General features: G+C 58.2%; 23 protein-coding genes, 1 tRNA gene and 1 pseudogene. 16 read left to right on the forward strand and 9 right to left on the reverse strand.

Annotated elements, in window-relative coordinates; all coding sequences use genetic code 11:
- Window positions 1-150: 150 nt before the first annotated feature.
- Window positions 151-303 carry a hypothetical protein gene (locus EOA29_RS41215; RefSeq protein WP_189350547.1) on the forward strand — a complete coding sequence of 51 codons (153 nt, stop codon included), beginning with the start codon at window positions 151-153 and terminating at the stop codon, window positions 301-303.
- A 7-nt stretch (window positions 304-310) separates the two neighbouring features.
- Window positions 311-1,501: a tRNA 2-thiouridine(34) synthase MnmA gene (gene mnmA, locus EOA29_RS05390; protein ID WP_127220372.1), complete on the forward strand. Its 1,191-nt coding sequence runs from the start codon at window positions 311-313 to the stop codon at window positions 1,499-1,501.
- 50 nt (window positions 1,502-1,551) lie between these two features.
- On the opposite strand, the gene EOA29_RS05395 is transcribed toward mnmA, so the two are convergent.
- Window positions 1,552-2,517, reverse strand: a complete 966-nt coding sequence (locus tag EOA29_RS05395; protein WP_126092284.1) for a Gfo/Idh/MocA family oxidoreductase — start codon at window positions 2,515-2,517, stop codon at window positions 1,552-1,554.
- 230 nt (window positions 2,518-2,747) lie between these two features.
- Here EOA29_RS05395 and EOA29_RS05400 point away from each other — a divergent pair.
- Window positions 2,748-2,824: transfer RNA gene (locus EOA29_RS05400), tRNA-Met, on the forward strand.
- A gap of 240 nt (window positions 2,825-3,064) precedes the next feature.
- Here the strand turns inward: EOA29_RS05400 and EOA29_RS05405 are convergent.
- Window positions 3,065-4,378 (reverse strand): hypothetical protein, encoded by a 1,314-nt coding sequence (locus EOA29_RS05405; protein ID WP_127220374.1) that lies wholly within the window; start codon window positions 4,376-4,378, stop codon window positions 3,065-3,067.
- A gap of 650 nt (window positions 4,379-5,028) precedes the next feature.
- Here EOA29_RS05405 and EOA29_RS05410 point away from each other — a divergent pair.
- The 7 genes and pseudogenes from EOA29_RS05410 (at window position 5,029) to EOA29_RS05440 (ending at window position 8,510) form a co-directional block, all read left to right on the forward strand.
- Window positions 5,029-5,493: a hypothetical protein gene (locus EOA29_RS05410; RefSeq protein WP_189478827.1), complete on the forward strand. Its 465-nt coding sequence runs from the start codon at window positions 5,029-5,031 to the stop codon at window positions 5,491-5,493.
- 84 nt (window positions 5,494-5,577) lie between these two features.
- A complete protein-coding gene (locus EOA29_RS05415; protein WP_127220376.1) occupies window positions 5,578-6,027 on the forward strand; it encodes a hypothetical protein in 450 nt (149 codons plus the stop codon).
- A 204-nt stretch (window positions 6,028-6,231) separates the two neighbouring features.
- A pseudogene (locus tag EOA29_RS42820) lies at window positions 6,232-6,427 on the forward strand (transcriptional regulator).
- The gene (locus EOA29_RS05425; protein WP_127220377.1) at window positions 6,424-6,744 is read left to right on the forward strand and encodes a hypothetical protein; all 321 of its coding nucleotides are present in this window, start codon (window positions 6,424-6,426) and stop codon (window positions 6,742-6,744) included. Before EOA29_RS42820 ends, EOA29_RS05425 begins: the two are co-directional and overlap by 4 nt.
- Window positions 6,745-6,828: 84 nt before the next feature.
- Entirely contained in the window at window positions 6,829-7,140 is a 312-nt protein-coding gene (locus tag EOA29_RS05430) for a hypothetical protein (protein ID WP_127220378.1), read from the forward strand.
- 443 nt (window positions 7,141-7,583) lie between these two features.
- A complete protein-coding gene (locus EOA29_RS05435) occupies window positions 7,584-8,159 on the forward strand; it encodes a hypothetical protein (RefSeq protein WP_127220380.1) in 576 nt (191 codons plus the stop codon).
- Between the two features lie 135 nt (window positions 8,160-8,294).
- Window positions 8,295-8,510, forward strand: coding sequence for a hypothetical protein (locus tag EOA29_RS05440; protein WP_127220382.1), 216 nt, complete (start codon window positions 8,295-8,297; stop codon window positions 8,508-8,510).
- Between the two features lie 69 nt (window positions 8,511-8,579).
- Here EOA29_RS05440 and EOA29_RS05445 read toward each other — a convergent pair whose 3' ends face one another.
- Window positions 8,580-8,822 carry a hypothetical protein gene (locus tag EOA29_RS05445; RefSeq protein WP_127220384.1) on the reverse strand — a complete coding sequence of 81 codons (243 nt, stop codon included), beginning with the start codon at window positions 8,820-8,822 and terminating at the stop codon, window positions 8,580-8,582.
- Between EOA29_RS05445 and EOA29_RS05450 the strand changes: the two genes are divergently transcribed.
- Window positions 8,821-9,276, forward strand: coding sequence for a hypothetical protein (locus tag EOA29_RS05450; RefSeq protein WP_127220386.1), 456 nt, complete (start codon window positions 8,821-8,823; stop codon window positions 9,274-9,276). The two genes, EOA29_RS05445 and EOA29_RS05450, sit on opposite strands and share 2 nt — an antisense overlap.
- Before the next feature lie 279 nt (window positions 9,277-9,555).
- Window positions 9,556-10,104, forward strand: coding sequence for a J domain-containing protein (locus EOA29_RS05455; protein WP_127220388.1), 549 nt, complete (start codon window positions 9,556-9,558; stop codon window positions 10,102-10,104).
- A gap of 81 nt (window positions 10,105-10,185) precedes the next feature.
- On the opposite strand, the gene EOA29_RS43760 is transcribed toward EOA29_RS05455, so the two are convergent.
- From EOA29_RS43760 to EOA29_RS05465, 3 genes are all read right to left on the reverse strand, one after another.
- On the reverse strand, window positions 10,186-10,317 hold the full coding sequence (locus tag EOA29_RS43760; RefSeq protein WP_281061038.1) for a hypothetical protein: 132 nt from the start codon (window positions 10,315-10,317) through the stop codon (window positions 10,186-10,188).
- A 102-nt stretch (window positions 10,318-10,419) separates the two neighbouring features.
- Window positions 10,420-10,689 carry a hypothetical protein gene (locus EOA29_RS05460; RefSeq protein ID WP_127220390.1) on the reverse strand — a complete coding sequence of 90 codons (270 nt, stop codon included), beginning with the start codon at window positions 10,687-10,689 and terminating at the stop codon, window positions 10,420-10,422.
- Window positions 10,690-11,176: 487 nt separating this feature from the next.
- Window positions 11,177-12,052, reverse strand: a complete 876-nt coding sequence (locus EOA29_RS05465) for an ATP-dependent DNA ligase (RefSeq protein ID WP_127220392.1) — start codon at window positions 12,050-12,052, stop codon at window positions 11,177-11,179.
- Between the two features lie 658 nt (window positions 12,053-12,710).
- Between EOA29_RS05465 and EOA29_RS05475 the strand changes: the two genes are divergently transcribed.
- The 3 genes from EOA29_RS05475 (at window position 12,711) to EOA29_RS05485 (ending at window position 15,158) form a co-directional block, all read left to right on the forward strand.
- Window positions 12,711-13,073 carry a hypothetical protein gene (locus tag EOA29_RS05475; RefSeq protein WP_189478828.1) on the forward strand — a complete coding sequence of 121 codons (363 nt, stop codon included), beginning with the start codon at window positions 12,711-12,713 and terminating at the stop codon, window positions 13,071-13,073.
- A 301-nt stretch (window positions 13,074-13,374) separates the two neighbouring features.
- Complete coding sequence (locus tag EOA29_RS05480) at window positions 13,375-14,010, forward strand: thermonuclease family protein (RefSeq protein ID WP_245468414.1); 636 nt, start codon at window positions 13,375-13,377, stop codon at window positions 14,008-14,010.
- Window positions 14,011-14,027: 17 nt separating this feature from the next.
- Complete coding sequence (locus EOA29_RS05485) at window positions 14,028-15,158, forward strand: DUF4236 domain-containing protein (protein ID WP_127220398.1); 1,131 nt, start codon at window positions 14,028-14,030, stop codon at window positions 15,156-15,158.
- Between the two features lie 331 nt (window positions 15,159-15,489).
- On the opposite strand, the gene EOA29_RS05490 is transcribed toward EOA29_RS05485, so the two are convergent.
- Window positions 15,490-15,777 carry a hypothetical protein gene (locus tag EOA29_RS05490; RefSeq protein WP_127220400.1) on the reverse strand — a complete coding sequence of 96 codons (288 nt, stop codon included), beginning with the start codon at window positions 15,775-15,777 and terminating at the stop codon, window positions 15,490-15,492.
- 155 nt (window positions 15,778-15,932) lie between these two features.
- Here EOA29_RS05490 and EOA29_RS42170 point away from each other — a divergent pair, with 155 nt between their 5' ends.
- Window positions 15,933-16,193: a hypothetical protein gene (locus tag EOA29_RS42170; protein WP_210213115.1), complete on the forward strand. Its 261-nt coding sequence runs from the start codon at window positions 15,933-15,935 to the stop codon at window positions 16,191-16,193.
- A gap of 109 nt (window positions 16,194-16,302) precedes the next feature.
- Here the strand turns inward: EOA29_RS42170 and hxsC are convergent, their stop codons facing one another.
- Together hxsC and hxsB are read right to left on the reverse strand one after the other, a co-directional pair.
- Window positions 16,303-17,466: a His-Xaa-Ser system radical SAM maturase HxsC gene (gene hxsC / locus EOA29_RS05495; RefSeq protein ID WP_127220402.1), complete on the reverse strand. Its 1,164-nt coding sequence runs from the start codon at window positions 17,464-17,466 to the stop codon at window positions 16,303-16,305.
- A 2-nt stretch (window positions 17,467-17,468) separates the two neighbouring features.
- Complete coding sequence (hxsB, locus tag EOA29_RS05500; protein ID WP_210213116.1) at window positions 17,469-18,926, reverse strand: His-Xaa-Ser system radical SAM maturase HxsB; 1,458 nt, start codon at window positions 18,924-18,926, stop codon at window positions 17,469-17,471.
- Between the last annotated feature and the right edge of the window lie 824 nt (window positions 18,927-19,750).

Here is a 19,750-nt window from a genome sequence, read left to right on the forward strand (position 1 = left end):
GCCGACGGGCCCTATAACATACTTGACTCTAGGTCTAACCAGATCGGTCATTCGTACTCTCTACTAAAAACTCAAAGACCCAATCCCCGCCACAGTACCGCCACAGCTTTAAAATTTGCCTAAGCGAACCCTAATGACTAGGTAAGGATCGTGAACGTCACGTTAGGTTTTTGTTCGGCATTTGAGACAATCGCGGTCGGAGCCCTGATTTTGCCGGGAAAAATCGCTTCGGCAGGCAAGCTGGCGCACCCGGGTCGCTTGACCTATATTCCGGCCATTGGCAGCCAGCGCCACGCAGATTGAAAGAACCATGAACAGCCTCGATCTTCCCGGACGCCCAGAAAACACCCGCGTCGTCGTTGCCATGTCGGGCGGCGTCGATTCGTCGGTCGTTGCCGGCATCCTGAAGCGAGAGGGCTATGATGTCGTCGGCGTCACCTTGCAGCTTTACGATCACGGCGCGGCCACACACGGGGCGGGTTCCTGCTGCGCGGGCCAGGATATCGACGACGCCCGCCGCGTCTCCGAGACGCTCGGCATCCCGCATTACGTGCTCGACTACGAAGAGCGCTTCCGCAAGGCGGTCATCGATCCCTTCGCCGAGAGCTATGTCGCCGGAGAGACGCCGATTCCCTGCGTGTCGTGCAACCAGACGGTCAAGTTCGCCGATCTTTTGGCCACCGCGCAGGATCTCGGCGCCGACGCCTTGGCCACCGGCCACTACATCCGCTCCCGCGCCAATGGCGCCCATCGCGCGCTCTACCGTCCGGTCGATGCCGACCGCGACCAGAGCTATTTCCTGTTCGCCACCACGCAGGCGCAGATCGACTATCTGCGCTTTCCGCTGGGCGGCCTCTCTAAGCCGCAGGTGCGGGCGATCGCCGAGGAGATGGGGCTGACGGTCGCCGCCAAGCAGGACAGCCAGGACATCTGCTTCGTACCGCAAGGCAAGTATTCCGACATCATCGCCAAGCTGAAGCCGGCGGCCGCCAATCCGGGCGACATCGTCCATATCGACGGCCGCGTGCTCGGGCGCCATGAAGGCATCCTGCGCTACACGATCGGCCAGCGCCGCGGCATCGGCATCGCCTCAGGCGAGCCGCTTTATGTCGTCCATCTCGACGCCGACCGGGCGCGCGTCGTCGTCGGCCCGCGCGAGGCGCTGGAGACGCACAAGATCTATCTGCGCGCCATGAACTGGCTTGGCGACGGCCCGCTCTCGGACGTCCCCGCCGGCGGCATCGAGCTTTTCGCAAAAGTCCGTTCGACCCGGCCGCCGCGCCCGGCCGTGCTGCATCATCGCGACGGCGTGACCTCGGTCGAGCTGGTCGACGGCGAATCCGGCATCGCGCCCGGGCAGGCCTGCGTGCTCTATTCCGATGACGGCAACGAGGCGCGTGTCTTCGGCGGCGGCTTCATCGAGCGCTCCGAGCGCGGCGCCGAGGCCGAGGCCATGCTGTCGAGGCTTGCGGCGCGGCCCGCGCACATTCCCGCCGAGTAAGCCAAAGCTTCCGCCAGCCGCTACAGTTCAGGATCGTCTTTGCAGGCGGCTCAGGCCGATGAACCGCTATGCGTCACCGTGCCCGCCGTCAGGATGCGCAAAACCCGGATCGCTTCCTCGCCGTCGGTGCGCGGTTCGGCGCGCGTCTCGATGCACTGCATGAAATGGGCAAGCTCCCGCGTCAACGGCATGCCTTCGCCGACTGCCACATAGGACGGCTCGTTCGCGGTGAAGGCCCACTGGCCGCTATCCTGCCAGACCGCGTGCCGATAGACGGCAAGCTTGCGCTCCCACGGCTCGACATCGTCGAACACCGCCATTGCCTTGGTGCCGACCACGGTCAGCCGCCGCTCGCGATAGGGATTGAGGCGAGAGGCGAAGAGATGACTGCGCACGCCATTGGGAAAACGCATGTGCAGATGCGCGAAGTCGCTGAGATTGTCTAAGAGCGCCGCGCCCTCGCCCCTGACCTCGATCGGTTCGGTGCCGGTGATGGCGAGGATCATCGACAGATCATGCGGCGCAAGGTCCCAAAGCGCGTCGTTCTCGGTATGGAACTTGCCGAGGCCGAGCCGGTGCGAGTGGATATAGCGGATCTCGCCGAGCTCGCCATTGTCGATGAGCGCCTTGAGCGTCTCGAAGGCAGGATGAAAGCGCAGCACATGGCCGACCATGAAGACGCGGCCATTGTCCCTTGCCGCCTTCACCGAACGCTCGGCGTCGGCGACCGTCAGCGCGATCGGCTTCTCCACCAGCACGTCCTTGCCGCCTTCGACGGCGCGCACCGCCATGTCGGCATGGTATTGCGGCGGCAGCGCCATGACGATGGCATCGACATCGGCGCGCTCGAACAGCTTGTCCGGCTCGATCGCCAAGCAGTCCTGCTCACTGGCGAAGCCTTCGGCGCGAGCGCGGTTGACGTCGGAAACGGCGTGGAGCGCGCCGAGCGCCTTGAGGGTGCGGATGTGGTTGCTGCCCCAGTATCCGCAACCGAGGACTGCGATGCGCGGCTTCATTCGTTCAAACTCTAGAATTTCATGGCCGAGACATAGCGACGTGCCCGGTCGAACTCAACCCCGCTGCATGCGCTTCAGTGCCTGCCCGGCAAAGCTTTTCTGGGATTGGATTATACTGGTGCGTCCGGCTTGACAGGTTTGCCCTGCCAACCTTATATCCGCGCGACCTTGGCGAACGCCTCGAAATTGCCCGATCCCTGGGCGGTTCCTCGAGCCTCTTCGTCACTCCTGGCGGAGTAGCTCAGTTGGTTAGAGCACGGGAATCATAATCCTGGGGTCGGGGGTTCAAGTCCCTCCTCCGCTACCATCAAATTCATCAACAAAATCAAGGTGCTGACACCCGTCAGCAAAGTTTTCTGGGTCGATTTTGTGTCGCACTGTGTTGCAATCATCTCCCGTTGATTTCCAACGGTTTCCTGCGACTATCGGCACGTCCACGCGACATGAAACGCGACATAGAAGCTGGGGAGCGGCTAGACAGGCCAGCCCGTTCAGCCTAGTTCAGCGGGTTTGATCGTCTCGGACTCAGCGGCAAGTTTTGCTGACGTCATTGCTTATCGCCAGGGACATCGGCCGATTCCGCCTTGAGGTCCGGTACCAAGCCGGCTTCGACGGCCCATTGCAGGTCGGTTCTCGACGTCGCCAAGCCCTTCTCCTCATCGATCGACCAAAGTTGAAGCTCGACAGAGGGCGAGTAACTGAAATATCCGCCGGAGCCCTCAATCTCGTCATCGGCGGGTGGGTCCTCGAAATCAATCTTGGCGAACGTTGCCGATATGTCGAGGAAAAGCGGACTGATGAGAGCGTCCATCTGGTGGAGGCGGCGTCGCACCCACGCCAACATTGGGCCCAACCTGCGCGCCTCGTCGCCGGTAGCACTTTCCAAATGCGAGAGAACGGCAGTGAGCTTGGCGCGTTGAGCAAGTTGCTCGTGGATGGCATCGGCGAAAGCAAGGCGTTGCTGTTCTCGTGCTTTGAAAGCCTCTGCGCGTGATCGGCGAGCTTCCGCTTCCCTCCACTGACGTTCCCGCTCTTCGTCGGCACGACGTTGTTCCTTGATAAGCGCCGCATGTTCCGCGAAGCCAGCCAAGACGGTTGGGAGAATATCCTCGAGCGCTCGTGCCTTTCGGTCCGAATAAGTCCGGCGAAGTCCAGAATAGGAGTTCGCCCGGATGAAGATGGCCAGCCGCCCCGAGGGAGCATTGTCGTGTTTTTGCCATGGTGTGCTTGAGTTACCCAAGCGGTGATTTTCGTCCCTGCGCTTCAACTCGACGGCGGTTGGCGCATGTGGGCCTTTCCCGGGCCGCTCCTCAAGGCCAAAAGCGACGGACTCTCCATCGACAACAAGATCCAGTCCGTTGTCGGCGACTTGGGGTCGAAACCCCTGCGTTTCGGCCAGCACAAGAAACCGGCTCAAGACTTGAAGTCCGCGCTCAATGGAGGGGGGTGCGATTTTCAGCGGCACGACACCACGGCCTCGAGCTGCAACAAATCCTTCCTCGTCCGGGCGAGCTTTGTAAATCGCGCGACGAGTAGCGTTCAAGACTGCAGCTTCCGCGGCATGGGTTTCGGATGCTGCAGATGCGGCGTTTGGCACTGAAGCTGCGAGTTCTTCCAGCCGGTGACGCACCCTTGCCTTCGCTTGTCGCACTTCTTCCGGTAGTCGCTCCTCGACCCCTCCGAGGATACAGATTTGAGAGAGGTGCGTGTCAGCCAGCCTCGGCAAAGGCATTTTGCGCACCGGTTTGCCGTGTTGGAGCTTTGCCCAGTATCCGCGTTCGGGGGTGGGGATCTTATGTCGATCGCAGGTCTTCTTCAGGGCTGTACCGGTGACGCCGTACTCGGCGGCCACCTTTGTCATTGGCCTGGACCAAACCTGCTCATAGAGTTTATCGCGCGGTACGTTTCGCACACCTCGACCTCGTCGTTGTTGAAAGTTGACACATAGCACCACGCGACCGAGCGTCGCCGGAATATCCCCACCGGAGGGACAGGCGGGCGACACCTATGAGGTCACAATGTATGGCGACAACCTGGGCTCAGGGGACATTCGAGCAACGGTTCAGAGATGTGCAGGAGCGGGATGAGTATAACTCGCCCAAGTATCGTCGATACCACGGTCGGCAGATTCCGATTTACAATCCACCCTCGGGCATTGGGCTCATCGACAAGATCCGCGGCGAGGCGCGCTGAACCGCTTGGCTTCGTGTCTCGCCACGCTTTGTAATGTGCTCGCCTTGTTGCGCAATAGACGGTCACTGTTCCTAGCAATCCGCGAGCGCAAAAGCGGCCGAGGCGCACGTAGCCGAACTGCAAGAGCAATATGATCTTTCAGGCTATAAAGCGCGCACCGCGCGTTGGTGGGCCAGGGGACGCCAGCACACAGCACGAGATCACCTATCGGTGGCTGGAGTACCCGTCATAAGCAAACGCCCGAAAGCCAAAGCCCACCCGTCCCAATTGCAGTGCCAACTCTTTCCTGCAAGGATCAGTCAATCAGGGGGCACAGCTATGCGATGGGGACGAGGATTTTTTCGGCTGTGGCTGGTGGTTGCCGTTCTTTGGGTCGGCATAGGTGCCTACATCAATTTTTCTGGCAGTCCGAATTTTCCGGAACTACGCATCAGTCTTAAGCGCGATGGCTCTATCGCCGCCTTCAAGCCCTCAGACGACCTGGTAAAAATTCTTGACGCGGCTGTCGAAGGTGGCCTTTCAAAGAGGCAGTTGATGCCCGGCTACCCGGGCGGCGCGGTGATCTATTACGCTGACGCAGGCGACGATGTATCGATCCAGTCTAGCAAGCTGCAAAAAGTCGCCTCTTATCTGGACGCGGAACGAGCTAGGATCGAATCAGAATACTGGACACCCCGCTATGAGGCGTTCCTGTACCTCGGCGTCCTGCCCCCGTTGCTGCTCCTAGCGCTCGGCGCGGCTCTTGGCTGGGCATTGGCTGGCTTTCGCAGTAGATCTCAGTGACAGAAAAGGCCCAGAAGCGAAACCCCTCTGTCCAGACGGCTGTGCGCTTTTCCAGTTGGGGGCAACAGAAAGGGGAAATCATCAATGACTGAGCGCCAATTCGCCATGATTGCCTTTTTAGGTTGCTGCTGCTGTCTGGCTGTTTTGCCCGCCATGGCGGCAGATGGTGACATCTATCGATGTGTCGTGGCCGACTTCAATGCTTTTAGCCCCACGAGTTCAAAAGATACAGCCTTCGAGATGCTCAACAGAAATAAGACGTTCGACGTCTTTGAGCTTAGAAACAAATTTACAGTCGTAAGTAACAGCAATAGCAAGGCCTTCACCTCAGATTCCACCGATTATGATACTATAGGGGACGACGTGCTTGGAGCGCGAGCAATCGCGAAAAGTTCCATCAGTATCGACACGTTTATCTTGGGCCGCAGCGGCCAAGAAGTGGACGCAAATCGCTACGAAGCTACCATTACCACGCAGAGTTCCGATTATGTGAATACCTGGTTTCTCACTTGCATTGGCGTGAAGCGGTCCTAGCAGCGAGGTCTATAGAAAAGATCCGGATGCCAAAGCCGGCGGGCCTGTTTCAAGCCGCCTCTCGCGCTCTCGCGGGATAAGAAAACGCCCACCACGTTTTCCGCAGCGGGCGCTAGTTCGGGAGGAAATCAAACGCGTGGTCGGTCAGCCCCATTTGCCCGTTGACGACCGACTGGTCGACAGATAGCCGCTGCCCGTACTTTGATGGGGATAAGGCAACCGGATCTCGCTGAAAGATCGAGGGTATCGGTGCCGACCATCAAGCGAATGGGAGGCAAGTGAAGAGCCTGCCGTTGGCATGGCGAACAACGTTGATGCTGTATGCCGTGCCCTCAAAGCGGCCGGCGTCGAGTTCATCCCTGAGAATGGCGGCGGCTCCGGGGTGAGGCTGAAAAAATGAAGCGGACTCTGCCGATCATCGTGGCAGCTATCGTGCTCGCCTCTTCGCCCGTTACAGCGAAGCAGGAGACACCTTGGATTGAGAAGGTTGCGCTAATTGCTGTGAACGAGGGGGGCTGTCGTGCGCCGCGAGAAGACAAAGCGATGCAAATCGCAATTGGCTCAGCGATGATTGAGGGGGCTCTGACGAAGGATGTGGTTATCGCCCGAGCAAGAAAACGCGCGCATGCGATTGCCGATGACATCGCTAGAACCCGTACACAGAACACCTTCTGCGCGGCGTTTATGTACTATCTCGACAAAGGTTATCCCCGTTAAGGGGAGGACCAACGCACGCCCATTTGGGGAGCCCGCTTGCGCACGCATCACACATGCGGCAAGTATTGTCGGGTAGGGGACCAAATGGCCATGGACAAGACACTAATCGCGTCGACTGTTGTCTCAATTATTTCCTGCTTTATTTCGATTCCCGCCTTCGCCGGAAACTCGATACCGGCGAACGTCAAAGCATTGTTGAGGGCGGAGGCAGAGCTAAATGATCTGTGCCGTGGTGGGTCGGGCGACGATCCGAAGACAATGCAGGCCTGTGACGACCGCAACGCAGTCGAGGTTAGGCTCTATGCCGCAGGGTGGTGCTACGGAAAGCACGGCCAAGCTGGCTATCAAATGAAATGGCATAAATGCACCAGGAATTCCCTGCATCCCGGCGACTAGGAAGATGTCGATAGCCATTTCTGAGATACCAAGACTGGCAGGTTTGGTCCTCTTGCTTTCAACCGCCTCGGCTGGCGCGGTCGAATGCCATTCTGTCGCTGGTATGTTGAACGGCCAACTCGTCACAGCAACTCGACAGGCAACGCTCTCCAAATCGACGCTCACGCTCTCGGGGAAAATGTCCGGGAAATCCATGCCTCGGCGAGCACTGCCGTGTGTGGCTCTCGCCAAGGGCGTTCTATGCGAAAGGACGTTCGGACCGGTTGTGGTGACCGTCATGACCAATGGCAAGCGCATGATCGAAACTGTCACGGATCCGAGGACAAAGCGGGAGTTGGCCAGTTTCGCATATGTGTGCAGCGGTGCATTCCGCTTCTAGGGGGACGGCGGAGATGATGCTTTGTCAGCGCGAAGGCATAGCTATTTTAAAGCGGGATTAGAAAATGGATCCAAATGCAATTTTGATAATGACATCGGTAGCGTTCGTCGCTGGGCTCATCTCTTGGGCTCTGCCAGCCTGGAAGTATCACAAACAGACAAACGTGGGGGTATTCGCTGGCGCGCTGCTCGCCGCAGGAATTATCTTCATGAGCATGTTCAAATGGACTGACGTGGCTCTTGAGATTGCAGGGGCCAAGATCGAAATCAAGGTACGGGACCAGAAGATATCCGAGCTTCAGGCCGGCTTGGCGAAAGCGGAGACGGCCTTGGCGCAGGTCGAAGAGAAAGCGCCAGACACGACAGAGTTGGCTTCCTCTATCCAAGAAGCCATGAAAAAAGCTGGGTATACCGTCGACCAGAGCACCGTTAAATCCATCGCCACAGATTCGTTGAAGCCCCTTCAGACGTATTTCAAAAGTCCCGAGTGGAATTCGACCAAGCTTCCAGCCCCCCAAGGCGGTGCTTTCAAGAGCAGCAATCCTGACACCCTAAAATACACGGTGCCGGGCGCAACCCCTTTGACTCCTGAGCCTTCCACAGATTTTGAGAAGATGGTGATACCGAATAAGACCAATTGACCCGGCGAACATCTGCCCCGCCAGCGCGCGTTTGTCGTTTCCCCTGTCCCTACACCGCCGAAGCGTCCGGCGCGCTCTGGCGCATCTCTGCGGCCCGCTGCATGCTGCCGCGATCAAAGAGGAAAGGATAGATCTATGGCCCGGGAAGCAGACTATCAGGACGACGATATATTGGTCATCTCGCGCAACCCGCTGAAAGGCAAGTTGCTACTGATCACGGAAGATGACGAAGAGATCGAGCTTCATCTTGAAAGGGACAGCGCCGAAGCGCTGATGAGCGCGCTGGGTGCCTTCCTGATAGAGGGCGAAGGCGAGGACATCCCTAGAAGGATCCCCTCGGACCGACGGTGATCGGCCTAACCCGCCAAGGGCCGCTGCTGGCTCAGGGACAAGGAGTCCAGCCCTTCCGCTTGTCCGGCATCATCGCGTGATTGGTGAACTGTAAACCGGCTTCCCGGATTGAAATCTGATTTGCAGAAGCCGGCGGCCGCCTATATCATGGACCGTGCACACTAGATCGTCCTCAGCGCGCGGCGTCGCTTCGAGCCTACGCACGATCGCAAGGGCCCTTTCCCTGGCGGCTCCAAAGCTTGGGAGGATGATCCCACTGGCGTCGTGGTACACGTCCGCCTTCTCGGAAACATCGAAGAAGAATCTGGGCATGGTGACCTCCGAAAACTTCGTCGAGGCAAAACCGATGCCAGTCCGTTGGTTCCGAAATGACACAACACAATTTTCTGGTTTTCGAGAGGTCGTTCGGCATGGGGTCCATGTCGAAGCACACAAGGCAGGCAGATTTCACGATGTCCGCAATCGAGCCCGCTTTCTTTTCGGAAAGGAGGTGACCGATTGGCTCAAGGTCTGGCACGAAAATCTCATCGACATGACTACCTCCGCAGAAATGTTCAAAGAACAGGACCCTTCCCCCGAACGTCAGCATCACGTCTCGGCTGCATATGACTCTCTCAAAAAGGTCCTTCGATTTCCCGAGCAATTTCCGCAGTTATGCGAGCCATACATGAAGATGGATCAAAAGCGGGTGAGGACGCCGTCAGAATGGTTCAAAGACAAGAACAAGCAACGGCTAAGCTACAGTGACTCCACCGAACCAAAGTGAATTGTGAGCCTTGTCCCGTCTCCACATCGCCACATCGCCGCGATCGGCGCTCTGATGCTCGCCAGCGCGATCTGGCGCTATCGGCAGCGCGAACATGATCGGGATGGCCGCAAGTGTGGTGATGGCCGGTCTGGTCCTATACATGCTGCTGGCTCGGACCCGCGCGGGCCTCTTTACTATATGCGGTGAAATCCTCTTGGAGCCAGCTTGCGCGTGATCTGATGTTGCGCGATTCTGTCCTTGGGGGAGTGTGGTGTGCGAATTGGGGGCGCCACTAAGATGTTCATCGATTACTACGAACTTCTGGAAATCAGCCCGAGGGCCAACTCGGAAACGATCGATCGGATATTTCGCTATTTTGCGATGCGCTACCATCCCGACAACCGGGAAACTGGTGACGAAGGACGCTTCAGTGACATCGTAGAGGCGCACAACACGCTCAGAGACCCTGCCAAGCGCGCCGCATATGACATCCAGTATGGAGACCATTTGGGCCATCGCCACGAGCTGTTACAGGAAGCGAGCAACACCAAAGGCTTTGAACAGGACACCATCATACAAGAAAAAGTGCTCTCGCTTCTTTGCGCGAGGCGCCGGCAGGACGTCAACAACCCTGGCATCGGTGACGAAGAGATTGAACGCTTGTCGGGCTGCCCGCGTGAACATCTGGAGTTTCACCTCTGGTACCTGAAAGCCAAAGGGTGGATCGCGCGGACCGAAAACGGGACGTTTGCCATCACCGTGGATGGCATCGACCACGCCAATTCCGAGCGTCGTCGCGACGCGCCTATCGCTACAAGACTGCTCGAAGATGCTCATGCCCGCTAGTCGGCTCTCTCGTGCCCTCGTAAGGTTCGCCTCGCCATCGCGCTACCGACGGCGCGCGGGTCGACGCGGCACAACCTTCGCCTATCGGTTCGTCCGGTCTTCGCGCAGGACGTTGTAGAGAAGCAGGCCCGCCATCAAGGACACGACGGCGGCTAACATGTCATCGCCGGTCAGCCCTGAATAATATACGAAAGCGAATGCCAACTCGGCCATGATTTCCACCTGGCTGGCTGGTGTGCAGGGAATTCCCTGAGAGAACCTTTAGAGAGCGCTAAAGTTCCTGAGCTTTTGAGGCTTGGCAGTCGGCGCCTAGATCTAGTTCGACCGCCGCTTGTCTGGCGTGACTGCATGGTTGGTGAATTGGAGGTTCCGGTCATCGCGGCCGGCTACCCTGCACTCGTGGCAATAGATGACCTTGATCAGATCCCAATGCAGGCAAGGCTGGTCTGGCCCTAGGCGCCGCACCAGCTCGGCAACGTCAAGCGCGGCCTTCCGTCTGCATGTGAGGCAATCGACCGACATGCCAGTGCCGGCCTCGAGCTTCTTGCCAAGAGTGTCTTCTGTGAATGGAAATTTCATCGTCATGGCGATCTCCAGGAAATGAGGTCGCCGCACCGGGGAGGATTATATTCCTGAAAGCGGCTCGATTGGCAAGGCGATCGGCCAGCCCAAATCCACAACTGATCCTGATTTCTCTGCTTGCCAGGTGTTGTGTTCCGTGGTGCAAGAAGGCGTGGGATAGGGGGCAAGATGCTTAAGATTTTTTCGACGCCGACCGGGCTCGTCCGCATAGTCGCGGGCATCACTGCGATAGCGCTAGTCCTGGCCATGGCTGCCTGGCCGTATGGATACTATCAAGTGTTGAGGGTCGTGGTCTTCTTCGCCGGGCTCTATTGCGGCGTGACACTTCGCCGATCGCCGAATCCCGAAGACCAGCGCACTGCCTTGATGCTCTTTGCGGCAGCGCTCATTTTCAATCCCTTCGTTCCCGTGTTTCTCCCCCGCGGCGTTTGGGCGGTATTGGATTTGGTCGGGGCTGGCTTGTTCGGATTCGTAGCCTATCGCAGGCCGGCTAGACTTCCCGGAAATCCTTGAGAGAGGCGTGACGAAGCTTATCCTCGCCCTTCAGAAACTTCACCCGACCGACCAAGCCAGGTTTCAGCCACTCGGCTTTTTCCTTCGCCAGGCCCTTCGGTGGTGGGGCGCCTGCTTTGCCCTGGACGCGGTCCCACAGGGCCTGACGTTTGTCAGCTTTGAACGTGACGAAGGCGCCTCCCATATATCGGCCGTTCTCGGCCATGAGCACCATCGCCGGCTTTCCGGTCTCGCGCTTGACGCCGATGATGTCCATTTCCTTCTCGACGAAGCACTTGATCTTGCGCCAGTTCATCGTTGCGCCGGACCGGTAGCCACTGTCCAGCCGCTTCGAAACGATGCCCTCTAGCCCTGCCTCGCATGCCAGGTGGTAGACGGCATCGCCAGTGCCTGGCAGCGCTTCGCTGAACTGAATGTGACCGCCGGTCGGTATGAACGCCTGCAGGATCTCGCGCCGGTCCTTCAGAGCCATATCGCGCAGATCCTGGCCATTGAGGTGCAGGAGATCGAAGGCGACTAGGTACAGGTCCTGCGGGCGCCTGGTGATGGCGGACCGCAGCGCACGGAAGTCCGAGAGCCCGGCTTCGTTGGTTACGATCGTCTCGCCCTCGATGATAAAGCTCTCCGCATCGATCGCCGCGGCTTCCTGCGCGAGCGGCCGATATTTGCCAGTCCAGTCGATCCCGGTCTTCGTGTACAGGCGGATTCCGTCGGCGTCCTTGATCACCTGCGTTCGGTAGCCGTCGAATTTCACTTCGTGGCTCCAGCCTTCCGCTGTTGGCGGCTGCTCGACCAGCTCGGGCTCCATCGGACGAATGAACGGCAACCGGACCTCGCCGGCAGGCTTACGCATACGGACCCCACCGCAACGCTTCGAGATTGATTCAATATCGCACAGCCGTAAGGGTTCCGTTAGCTAATGCTGAAAAAGTGTCGGAACCGGCACGGACTCCCGGTGTTTAGGGCCCGCATGACGAAGCTTTCGGAATTAGGCCCACCGATCACCGGCACGCGCCATGGTGGCGAACCGGCGCGTCATCAGGACCATTTCTACGAGTGCCGGACGTGCGGGCAAATCGTCGATCGCCGCGATCTACGCCAAGTTATCTGGCACGAACGGCCAAGCCACGAACCGCTTGAGCTGGACGCATAACGGGACCTATAGCGCCGCCCAGCAACGGAACATTTTTGTTGCAGTACAGAGGCTTCCTGGGTGATCACCTACGGTGGCCAGTGCGGCTACAAACTCGTATAATCGAGTAAACCGATAATAACCACTTATATCGTCGCCTCTTCGGAAATTTACCGGAATTGCGCTACGCTCTTGCGCAAATATTCGCTTTAAGAGATGTTTAACCCTAAGCCGTGGGAGGGCTGGGGGTATGAGAGTAAAGGCGTTGTTGGCACTTTGTGCCACTGCCGCGCTATGCGGTTGTCAGACTAGCAATCAAGCAGACTACGTTCAGATTGGGTATGGGCCGAGTTTCGACGTCGCCCATGCTCAATGCGAAATGCAAAAAGGATCGGCCGACCAAGGATATATTGCCGTTGGGTCTCCAGCCTTTGTTGCTGGGGCCGGGATTGGGAACGCTCTCGGCAACGCGATCGCCGAAGATGAGTACATGAAGAACTGCCTCATCCTGAGTGGATGGAAACGGGCGCTCCACCGTCAGGGAGCGGCAGCCGTTGCAACTGGTGTTCCACCGACTCCCTATGGGGTTGCCCGCGCACCCGGCAGTTGGATCAATACAGCCCTGCTGGACTGGTCGGATGCGAACAACAAGTGCATCGCTGGCGACAAGGCGGCTTGCGCTAGCCGCGCGAAGCTTGGCGCGCGTCTCAAGGCTGCCGGCATTATTCCGTCCCCGGTCTGAGGGCGAGGCCCCATGAATAGCGGTCGCGAGTTCTGACCCTAACGGGCTAGATCGCGAGCATGATGGAATCGGGTGCGAATTGAGATTGGGTGTCGACAAGTCTCGCTACGACAATCGGTCCGATCAGTGGCGAAAGCGCGCCGGCCGAAGAATGCCGTCACGGCGGCTGCCGCGACCGCTCTTGGGGCTGATCTCCCTCAGCGTTGGCACGCTTGCCGCAGCAGTCACCCAATTCCTAATGCAGAGCACGGCAGGCCTCCAGAGCACAATAACAAACTGGACAGAACCATTGCCCGGCCCGATGGAAGGCCGCGCGTCCGTAATCGACGGCGACACAGTAGAGATCGCCGGGCAGCGCATCCGCTTCAACGGCATCGACGCGCCCGAAACCCGCCAATATTGCGATGATGCAAAGGGCTTCGAATACCCGTGCGGACGACGAGCCGCCAATGCGCTGGACGAGTTTCTGGCGGCGTCTCGACCGCTCCACTGTTCCTTCATCAATCGTGATCGATACGGCCGCTTAGTCGGTAACTGTGATCGCGCCGACGGCCGAAACGTCCAGAAGTGGCTTGTCGAACAGGGCCTCGCCTTGGATTGGCCTCGCTATTCGTACGGGGCATTCTCGGCCCAGCAGGAAACCGCCAAGAAGGCCCACCGCGGCCTATGGCAGGGCCGCTTTGATCAGCCGTGGGATTGGCGGGCCGCGAACGCCGACAAGGTCGAGACCGTCACCGAGCAGTCGACCGGCTTGGGCTTTCTCGGCTCGGGCTGCAACATCAAAGGCAACATCAGCGTGAGTTCAGGCGAGCATATCTACCATTTGCCTGGGCAAGAGCACTATGACGAAACGGTGATCTCGCCGGGCAAGGGTGAGCGGTGGTTTTGCAGCGAAGATGAAGCGCGAGCCGCGGGCTGGCGGAAGGCGCGGCGCTAGCCTTTGGGAGAGCATGCATGGGGTTCTACATACGCAAATCGGTGAGCGCGGGGCCGTTTCGCTTCAACTTTTCCAAAGGGGGAGTGGGCGCGTCGGTTGGCGTCAAGGGCTTCCGGCTGGGTACCGGGCCGCGTGGGCATTACGTCCACGCGGGCGTCGGCGGCGTCTACTACAGGACATCCTTGGGAAGCGCCAGACAGCGCGCTGCGCGCCCGCCTGCGCCGGCCAGGGTCGAAGCACCCAAGCCGCGATTCGACAGCACTGATGGCGTCCAAATGGTCGAGATCGAATCCGGCGATGTCGTGGAGATGCGGGACGCAGCCTTCAGCGATTTCCTCGCCGAAATCAACGAAAAGCAGAAGCAACTGAGAGTATCCGTGTTGCTCGGGGGCAGCCTCGGCGCGCTCGCGGCGTTCGCGTTCTTTGCCATCGGTCCAGTTACTGGTGGATTGTTGGGTGCCGTAGCGGCGGCCGGCTTGGCTTTCGGCAACTGGCTCGACTCGTATCATCGCACTGCTGTGCTCTTCTATGAACTCGACGATCACGTTCATCGCGCCTACGAGCAGGTGACCACCGCGTTTGACAAGCTCGCGGCATGCGCTGGCGTCTGGCATGTGGAAGCGGCTGGTCCAGTGCAGGACTTGACGACCTGGAAGCGGAACGCGGGCGCCAGCCATCTCGTCAAGAAAAGCCCAACGGCCATGACCTATAAGTTGCCGGCAGTTGTCAAAAGCAACGTTACTCCGGCGTCGGTGCAGGTTGGCCGACAGGTTATCTACTTTATGCCAGACATTGTTCTGATTGATGATCGCGGGCGGTTTGGCGCGGTCGCCTATTCCGATCTGAAGATCGCTTGGCAGGACTCGAACTTCATCGAGAATGGCACCGTTCCGCGCGACGCAGTGGTGGTCGGTCACACATGGGCGCACCCGAACAAAAAGGGTGGTCCCGACCGGCGCTTCAACAACAACCGCCAGATTCCGATCTGCCTCTATGAGATCATGCACCTTCGAAGCGCCAGCGGTGTGAACGAGTTGCTAGAGTTTTCCCGGAGCGGCTTCGCCGCGCCATTCGCTCAGGCGCTCGCACAGCTTTCGTCAACGCGGCGGTGGGAAAGCGATTGCAAGCGGGCGACCGTAGTCGGATAAGCCGCTCGATAAAATCAGAGCCGACCGGGATAGCCAATGGCACAGTATCTTAAGTCCACCACCTTCGTAATATAGCGGCCACCAAGCCAGCGCCAGCACGACACCAGCGGAAAGCGAAGACGGTCCAGGCGGCGATCATGCGTCGCCTTTTTTCTCGCCCGGTCGGGAAAGCAAAAACGTGTTCCCGACGTAATTCGCAGGGACAGCGAAATTCCTAGTCCGATCAATCGGCTTCCTATGAGGTTTCGAAGCTCCTGCTGGATTGCCGCCAAGTGGGCCGCCTCGTTAGCAAAGGGCCTGCCGGGGATGCCCCAGAAGGGATTTCCTTGCTTCAGCCTCCAGCCCCGAGAAGGGCAACGCGTCGGCCGATCGTCGCCAAATCCCTACCGACGTTGCTCAGGCTCGCTGAGAACTTGTCGAGGTTTGCCTTGTTGGCGGCGCTTCGAATCTGCGCGAGTGCCTTTTCGCCCGCGGCGCCCAAGGCCAACAACTGAACGATGCGGGCGAAGTCATTGGGGGAAATGATGGCGCGTTCAAGGAAGATCAAATTTCTCGAGCGAGTTTGCGAGAAATCTAGCTCAAGGGAATGGCGATACAACACGCATTTCATTCCCGGCATGAACCGATGGCTCCGTTGTCGGACCTCAGTTTTCGCATCCCTCCATCCTAATCCCGGTGACAATGCAATTGTTCCTCAACTCGAAACGACCGATTGTTAATCACCAGGGTATTAAGTGTCTCAGAATTAAATAGTAACAACTGACCCTGACTGCAGTGATCGCCTATGCCTTGCATAATCATAGTCTTATCTTTATTTGGGACAAAAATCTCGTTCGGCAGCTCGATGAGCCTACTGAAACCACACCCCACCCAGTACGTTTTCTCTTCCCCATTTTCCAGCACTGTCTCTTTGTGAGCAAGATGAGCCCCCGAATGTCGATCAAAAACAACAAGCTTAGCGTCATTGCTGCACCAATACGTCTCACTCGCGGACGTTTCCTGGCATCCGATCGGCGCAAAAAAGATAGACATTAAGAAGGGCAAAGCTTTTTGCATTGTGAGCCTCACAAAGTTGTTCAATGCCTTAACGACGCGGAGGCCTGCTTCGTGGCTGAACGCCGATCGTCTTAGGAATACGTCAGTATTAATTCAGAAATGGCGAGATGTGGGCGCTTCTAGCGATCTTGCTTGAAGCGAAGAAGCCGCCGCACTTGTCCTTTTTTGTGCAACCCTCACATTCGGCAACATATTCATTCTTCCAGTCGCTGATCGACTGCTTTGCGAAGGCATGGATCGATCTGTCAAGGACACAGAGCTGATGGTTGTAGACCGAGACGTTTATTCGAGCCGCGGCGAGATAGCGGACCGCGTTCCTCAACTCCGACCTGTAGTCATGGGGGTCGATCCACAGGCTGTCCATGTTAGCCCGCGTAAAGCCGGTTATCTCTAGCCCCATGAAGGTGACATGGTCGACAAAGGTCAGGTTGCGGAAGATGAACTCCGACAGATCGGTCAGCCCCTTATAGGTCTGCTTGTGCACTACGACTCGGATCTCGACTTCTTGGCCGAGTGACTTGAGATTCATGATCCCGGCAATGGTCTCATCGAAGGCCCCCTTCGACTGCACGACATAGTCGTGAACCTCTGGATCGGCGGCGTAGAGCGGAATCCCGACTGAGAGGGCGCCGTGGCCAATCTGGGCATAACGGCGGGCGAATGCCGTGTCGCTGAAGCTTCGGCCATTCGAAAGGATATGAACCGGCGTATTTGGCAGGTGATCTCTGGCCTTCGACAGGATACGGAAGAACGGTTCCCCAATGATGGTCGGTTCGCCGCCCGAGATGCCGAGAAACGGTGTGGCGATCGGCAGAAGCGGAATAGCCTCGCAGATCTCATCCGCTAGCCAGCCGTCGTCGACGTCTTTTGGCGGCTGTGAACACATCAGACAGTAGTGGTTGCAGCGTTCGGTTGTCAGAAAATAGTTGGCGTTGGCCGACGCTCGAAACAGGACCCGAACTGCCTTTCGGCCCGGGATGAATCGGATGACGTCGCCCCCGGCGAGGTACTCGAAGTGGCTGGGCAGCACTATGAACTTACCGCTCGTCCGTGCTGCCTCGACGTCAGCCCTGAAGCGTTCGAACGTGACCACCCATTCGTAGTCCGGGCTGACAGGGCCGCCGCGAAAAAGATATGCGTCGTGTTGGCGATCACTTACATCGACAGCTGAGTCGGTCGAGAGGCGCAGCAGAGCCTTTGGCGAGCCGCCGTCCACGTTGGTCCAGGTCGCAAAACCACCAAGGGTGAGCATCGCTAGCGTGTCCAGCCCATGAAAAGTTCACGGATCGACGGATCCTCTTCCATCAGCCCGATCAGTCGCTTGAAGATTGCCATGTTGCGGTAGCAGAAGGATGACCGCGTCTTTAGACCCACAAAGTCGTCCTGTGTCGCCTTGTGGAACACCGGCTCGGAGCCGCAAAAAGGCTCGAACGCGCATTCCGAACACATCGGCGCCGAACCGGCGAAAGACTGTTCGAGCGGATCGAGCAGCGCCTCCGACGTGAATATCTCGGCATAGGTGTTTCGATGTACATTGCCGAGGCGGAAGCTCTTGTCGCCCATCTCAGCCAACATCCGCGCCTCGTCCGACGCATAGACGTCACCGTCGTAATTATAGACGACAGCAGAGATCCCGATCCCCGCCGGACTCATAAGGTCAACGTAGCCGGGCTCGAACGGAGTGAGCATCTTGGTCAGGATGGTCGAGGCATAAAACTCTATGAACGGCGTCCCCCTGCGATTGAGCTCGATGATGTATTCGAGGCCGTCGAAGTAGAAATCAACCCAGCTCTCGGTGTCGTAGGACGCATACCACTTGGTCTTCACCGCGAAGCCGTAGGGAGATAGCGGGCGGAGGAATATGCCGGGGAACTGCATCCTCACGTATTCGTCGATGATCTCCCGACCCATGCCGAGGCTGGCTTTGGTGGTCGTCATCAGAGCGCTGACGCGCTCGTGGCCGAGCGCCGCCCGGGCCCGACGAATCCCTTCTATGGCGAGTTCGTAGCTGTTCTTGCCCGGCCTCGGCCGATTTGCGTTGTGAAGTTTGGCGGGGCCATCCAACGAAGTCGAAATAAGTATATCGTGTTCCTTACAGTACTCTAATATTTCGTCCGTAATTACAGCCAGATTTGTAGTTATCACGAACTGCAGCGATCTCTTCTCGACTTCATTGATCGACTCGGCCTTTGCCACAACGAATCTGATCAGGTCGAAATTGAGCAACGGCTCGCCGCCCTGGAACTCGATTTTGATCGCCGGGCTCGGAGACTGGAAGATGAGCCCAAGCGCCTTGCCCGCAGTCTCCTCGGTCATGTCGAAGGCCGAGCGATCTTCGCTCTGCCTGGACACCTGGCAGTAAGGGCAGGAATGCTCGCACCGCAGCGACATGACCATGATGTGCAGCGCGGTGAAGTTCGCAAGCCGCATTGCCTTGGTGCGAACCTTCGTCGCCAGCATGACTGGTCCAATGGTCGACGACGAGTCAAACAGGAAATGCTTGCTGCGCAGCCGGGAGTAGGCGGAATCGGACGGTTTAAGCTCGTGCCTAACCAAGGCAGCGACGACCGACCGAGGCTGCACCGAATATTCCCCGGCTTGGTTGGTGATCACGTATCGCTCGTCGTCCAACGGCGAAAAGCGGAACGGCGCCAGCTGATAGCGGCCATCCTCAGGTGTCTGGAACTCCGACAGCGGCGAGAATTTAGTCAACGGACTGTAGGCCCGAACGAGAGAATGCCAACGCGAGAATGGTGTTGCGTAGCGTGGCCGTCTCAGCGGCAACGACCGACCGCAGATCCTGATCCAGCACCTCCAGCCGCAGTCGGGCCACGACGTTCGCAGCGTGTTCCCGGGAAATGGGCTTGGTGAAGTGTAGGACACAGACAGCGTTCCCGGCCTCCGTCCAAATGTCGACGGAGGCTTTGGCCGTCAGCCGGTACGCCGCCCGCTTGACGCAGTCCAAAGAAAAGACTGACAGATCAAACGACTCAGTCGCAGACGCAACAAGTTCGGGGGGCTCGGCTTGCATGAACTTAGCAGTACGAATATCCGGAGCAGTGTGACCCGTGGCTGGTATGGCTCGCATGGCTTGTGTGATAGGCCATCTGGATCTCTCGACCCTGCGAGCGATCCAGGACTACGCCAAAGCCGTCTGCATCAATAAGTCTGTTATTGTCCGAACTTGGCTCTACTTGAGATGCAGCCTCAACAGCCAGGGCCGGCTGCAGCTGAGTGCCCATTAATATGGTCGCCGACAGAGCGACCGGTGAAAGAAAACTGCGTTTTGACATTAAACCCCTCCTTTAGCATAGCCGACGCAAGAGATACCGGAACTGGGCTGTCCAGCCTCTTTGCTCTTTTTGGTGCTCGGAGAGCCCCCCAATGGGCCTCACGACTCCGATACCGCAGATACTTCCCAAATACAACTACGTTGACAGTCGATGCTCAACAAACACGATAAGTTTGAAATTCATTCGTTAACGAGTTGTTGGCGCGCCCCCTTGCTGATTCACGGAAAGCAACCGACGTACTAC

This window comes from Mesorhizobium sp. M1E.F.Ca.ET.063.01.1.1, from assembly GCF_003998155.1.
Classification (GTDB): domain Bacteria; phylum Pseudomonadota; class Alphaproteobacteria; order Rhizobiales; family Rhizobiaceae; genus Mesorhizobium.

Bases quoted from the DNA above. Each gene is read 5' to 3' on its own strand.
- EOA29_RS05430 (WP_127220378.1), top strand. From the start codon at position 6,829: ATGGCCATGGACAAGACACTAATCGCGTCGACTGTTGTCTCAATTATT.
- EOA29_RS05455 (WP_127220388.1), top strand. From the start codon at position 9,556: ATGTTCATCGATTACTACGAACTTCTGGAAATCAGCCCGAGGGCCAAC.
- EOA29_RS05395 (WP_126092284.1), bottom strand. From the start codon at position 2,517: ATGAAGCCGCGCATCGCAGTCCTCGGTTGCGGATACTGGGGCAGCAAC.
- EOA29_RS05445 (WP_127220384.1), bottom strand. From the start codon at position 8,822: ATGCCCAGATTCTTCTTCGATGTTTCCGAGAAGGCGGACGTGTACCAC.
- mnmA (WP_127220372.1), top strand. From the start codon at position 311: ATGAACAGCCTCGATCTTCCCGGACGCCCAGAAAACACCCGCGTCGTC.
- EOA29_RS05475 (WP_189478828.1), top strand. From the start codon at position 12,711: ATGCAAAAAGGATCGGCCGACCAAGGATATATTGCCGTTGGGTCTCCA.
- EOA29_RS05440 (WP_127220382.1), top strand. From the start codon at position 8,295: ATGGCCCGGGAAGCAGACTATCAGGACGACGATATATTGGTCATCTCG.
- EOA29_RS05435 (WP_127220380.1), top strand. From the start codon at position 7,584: ATGGATCCAAATGCAATTTTGATAATGACATCGGTAGCGTTCGTCGCT.
- EOA29_RS05485 (WP_127220398.1), top strand. From the start codon at position 14,028: ATGGGGTTCTACATACGCAAATCGGTGAGCGCGGGGCCGTTTCGCTTC.
- hxsC (WP_127220402.1), bottom strand. From the start codon at position 17,466: ATGCTCACCCTTGGTGGTTTTGCGACCTGGACCAACGTGGACGGCGGC.
- EOA29_RS05460 (WP_127220390.1), bottom strand. From the start codon at position 10,689: ATGACGATGAAATTTCCATTCACAGAAGACACTCTTGGCAAGAAGCTC.
- EOA29_RS05410 (WP_189478827.1), top strand. From the start codon at position 5,029: ATGCGATGGGGACGAGGATTTTTTCGGCTGTGGCTGGTGGTTGCCGTT.
- EOA29_RS05490 (WP_127220400.1), bottom strand. From the start codon at position 15,777: ATGCCGGGAATGAAATGCGTGTTGTATCGCCATTCCCTTGAGCTAGAT.
- EOA29_RS43760 (WP_281061038.1), bottom strand. From the start codon at position 10,317: ATGGCCGAGTTGGCATTCGCTTTCGTATATTATTCAGGGCTGACCGGC.
- EOA29_RS05405 (WP_127220374.1), bottom strand. From the start codon at position 4,378: ATGACAAAGGTGGCCGCCGAGTACGGCGTCACCGGTACAGCCCTGAAG.
- EOA29_RS05415 (WP_127220376.1), top strand. From the start codon at position 5,578: ATGACTGAGCGCCAATTCGCCATGATTGCCTTTTTAGGTTGCTGCTGC.
- EOA29_RS05450 (WP_127220386.1), top strand. From the start codon at position 8,821: ATGGTGACCTCCGAAAACTTCGTCGAGGCAAAACCGATGCCAGTCCGT.
- EOA29_RS05465 (WP_127220392.1), bottom strand. From the start codon at position 12,052: ATGCGTAAGCCTGCCGGCGAGGTCCGGTTGCCGTTCATTCGTCCGATG.
- EOA29_RS05425 (WP_127220377.1), top strand. From the start codon at position 6,424: ATGAAGCGGACTCTGCCGATCATCGTGGCAGCTATCGTGCTCGCCTCT.
- EOA29_RS05480 (WP_245468414.1), top strand. From the start codon at position 13,375: ATGGAAGGCCGCGCGTCCGTAATCGACGGCGACACAGTAGAGATCGCC.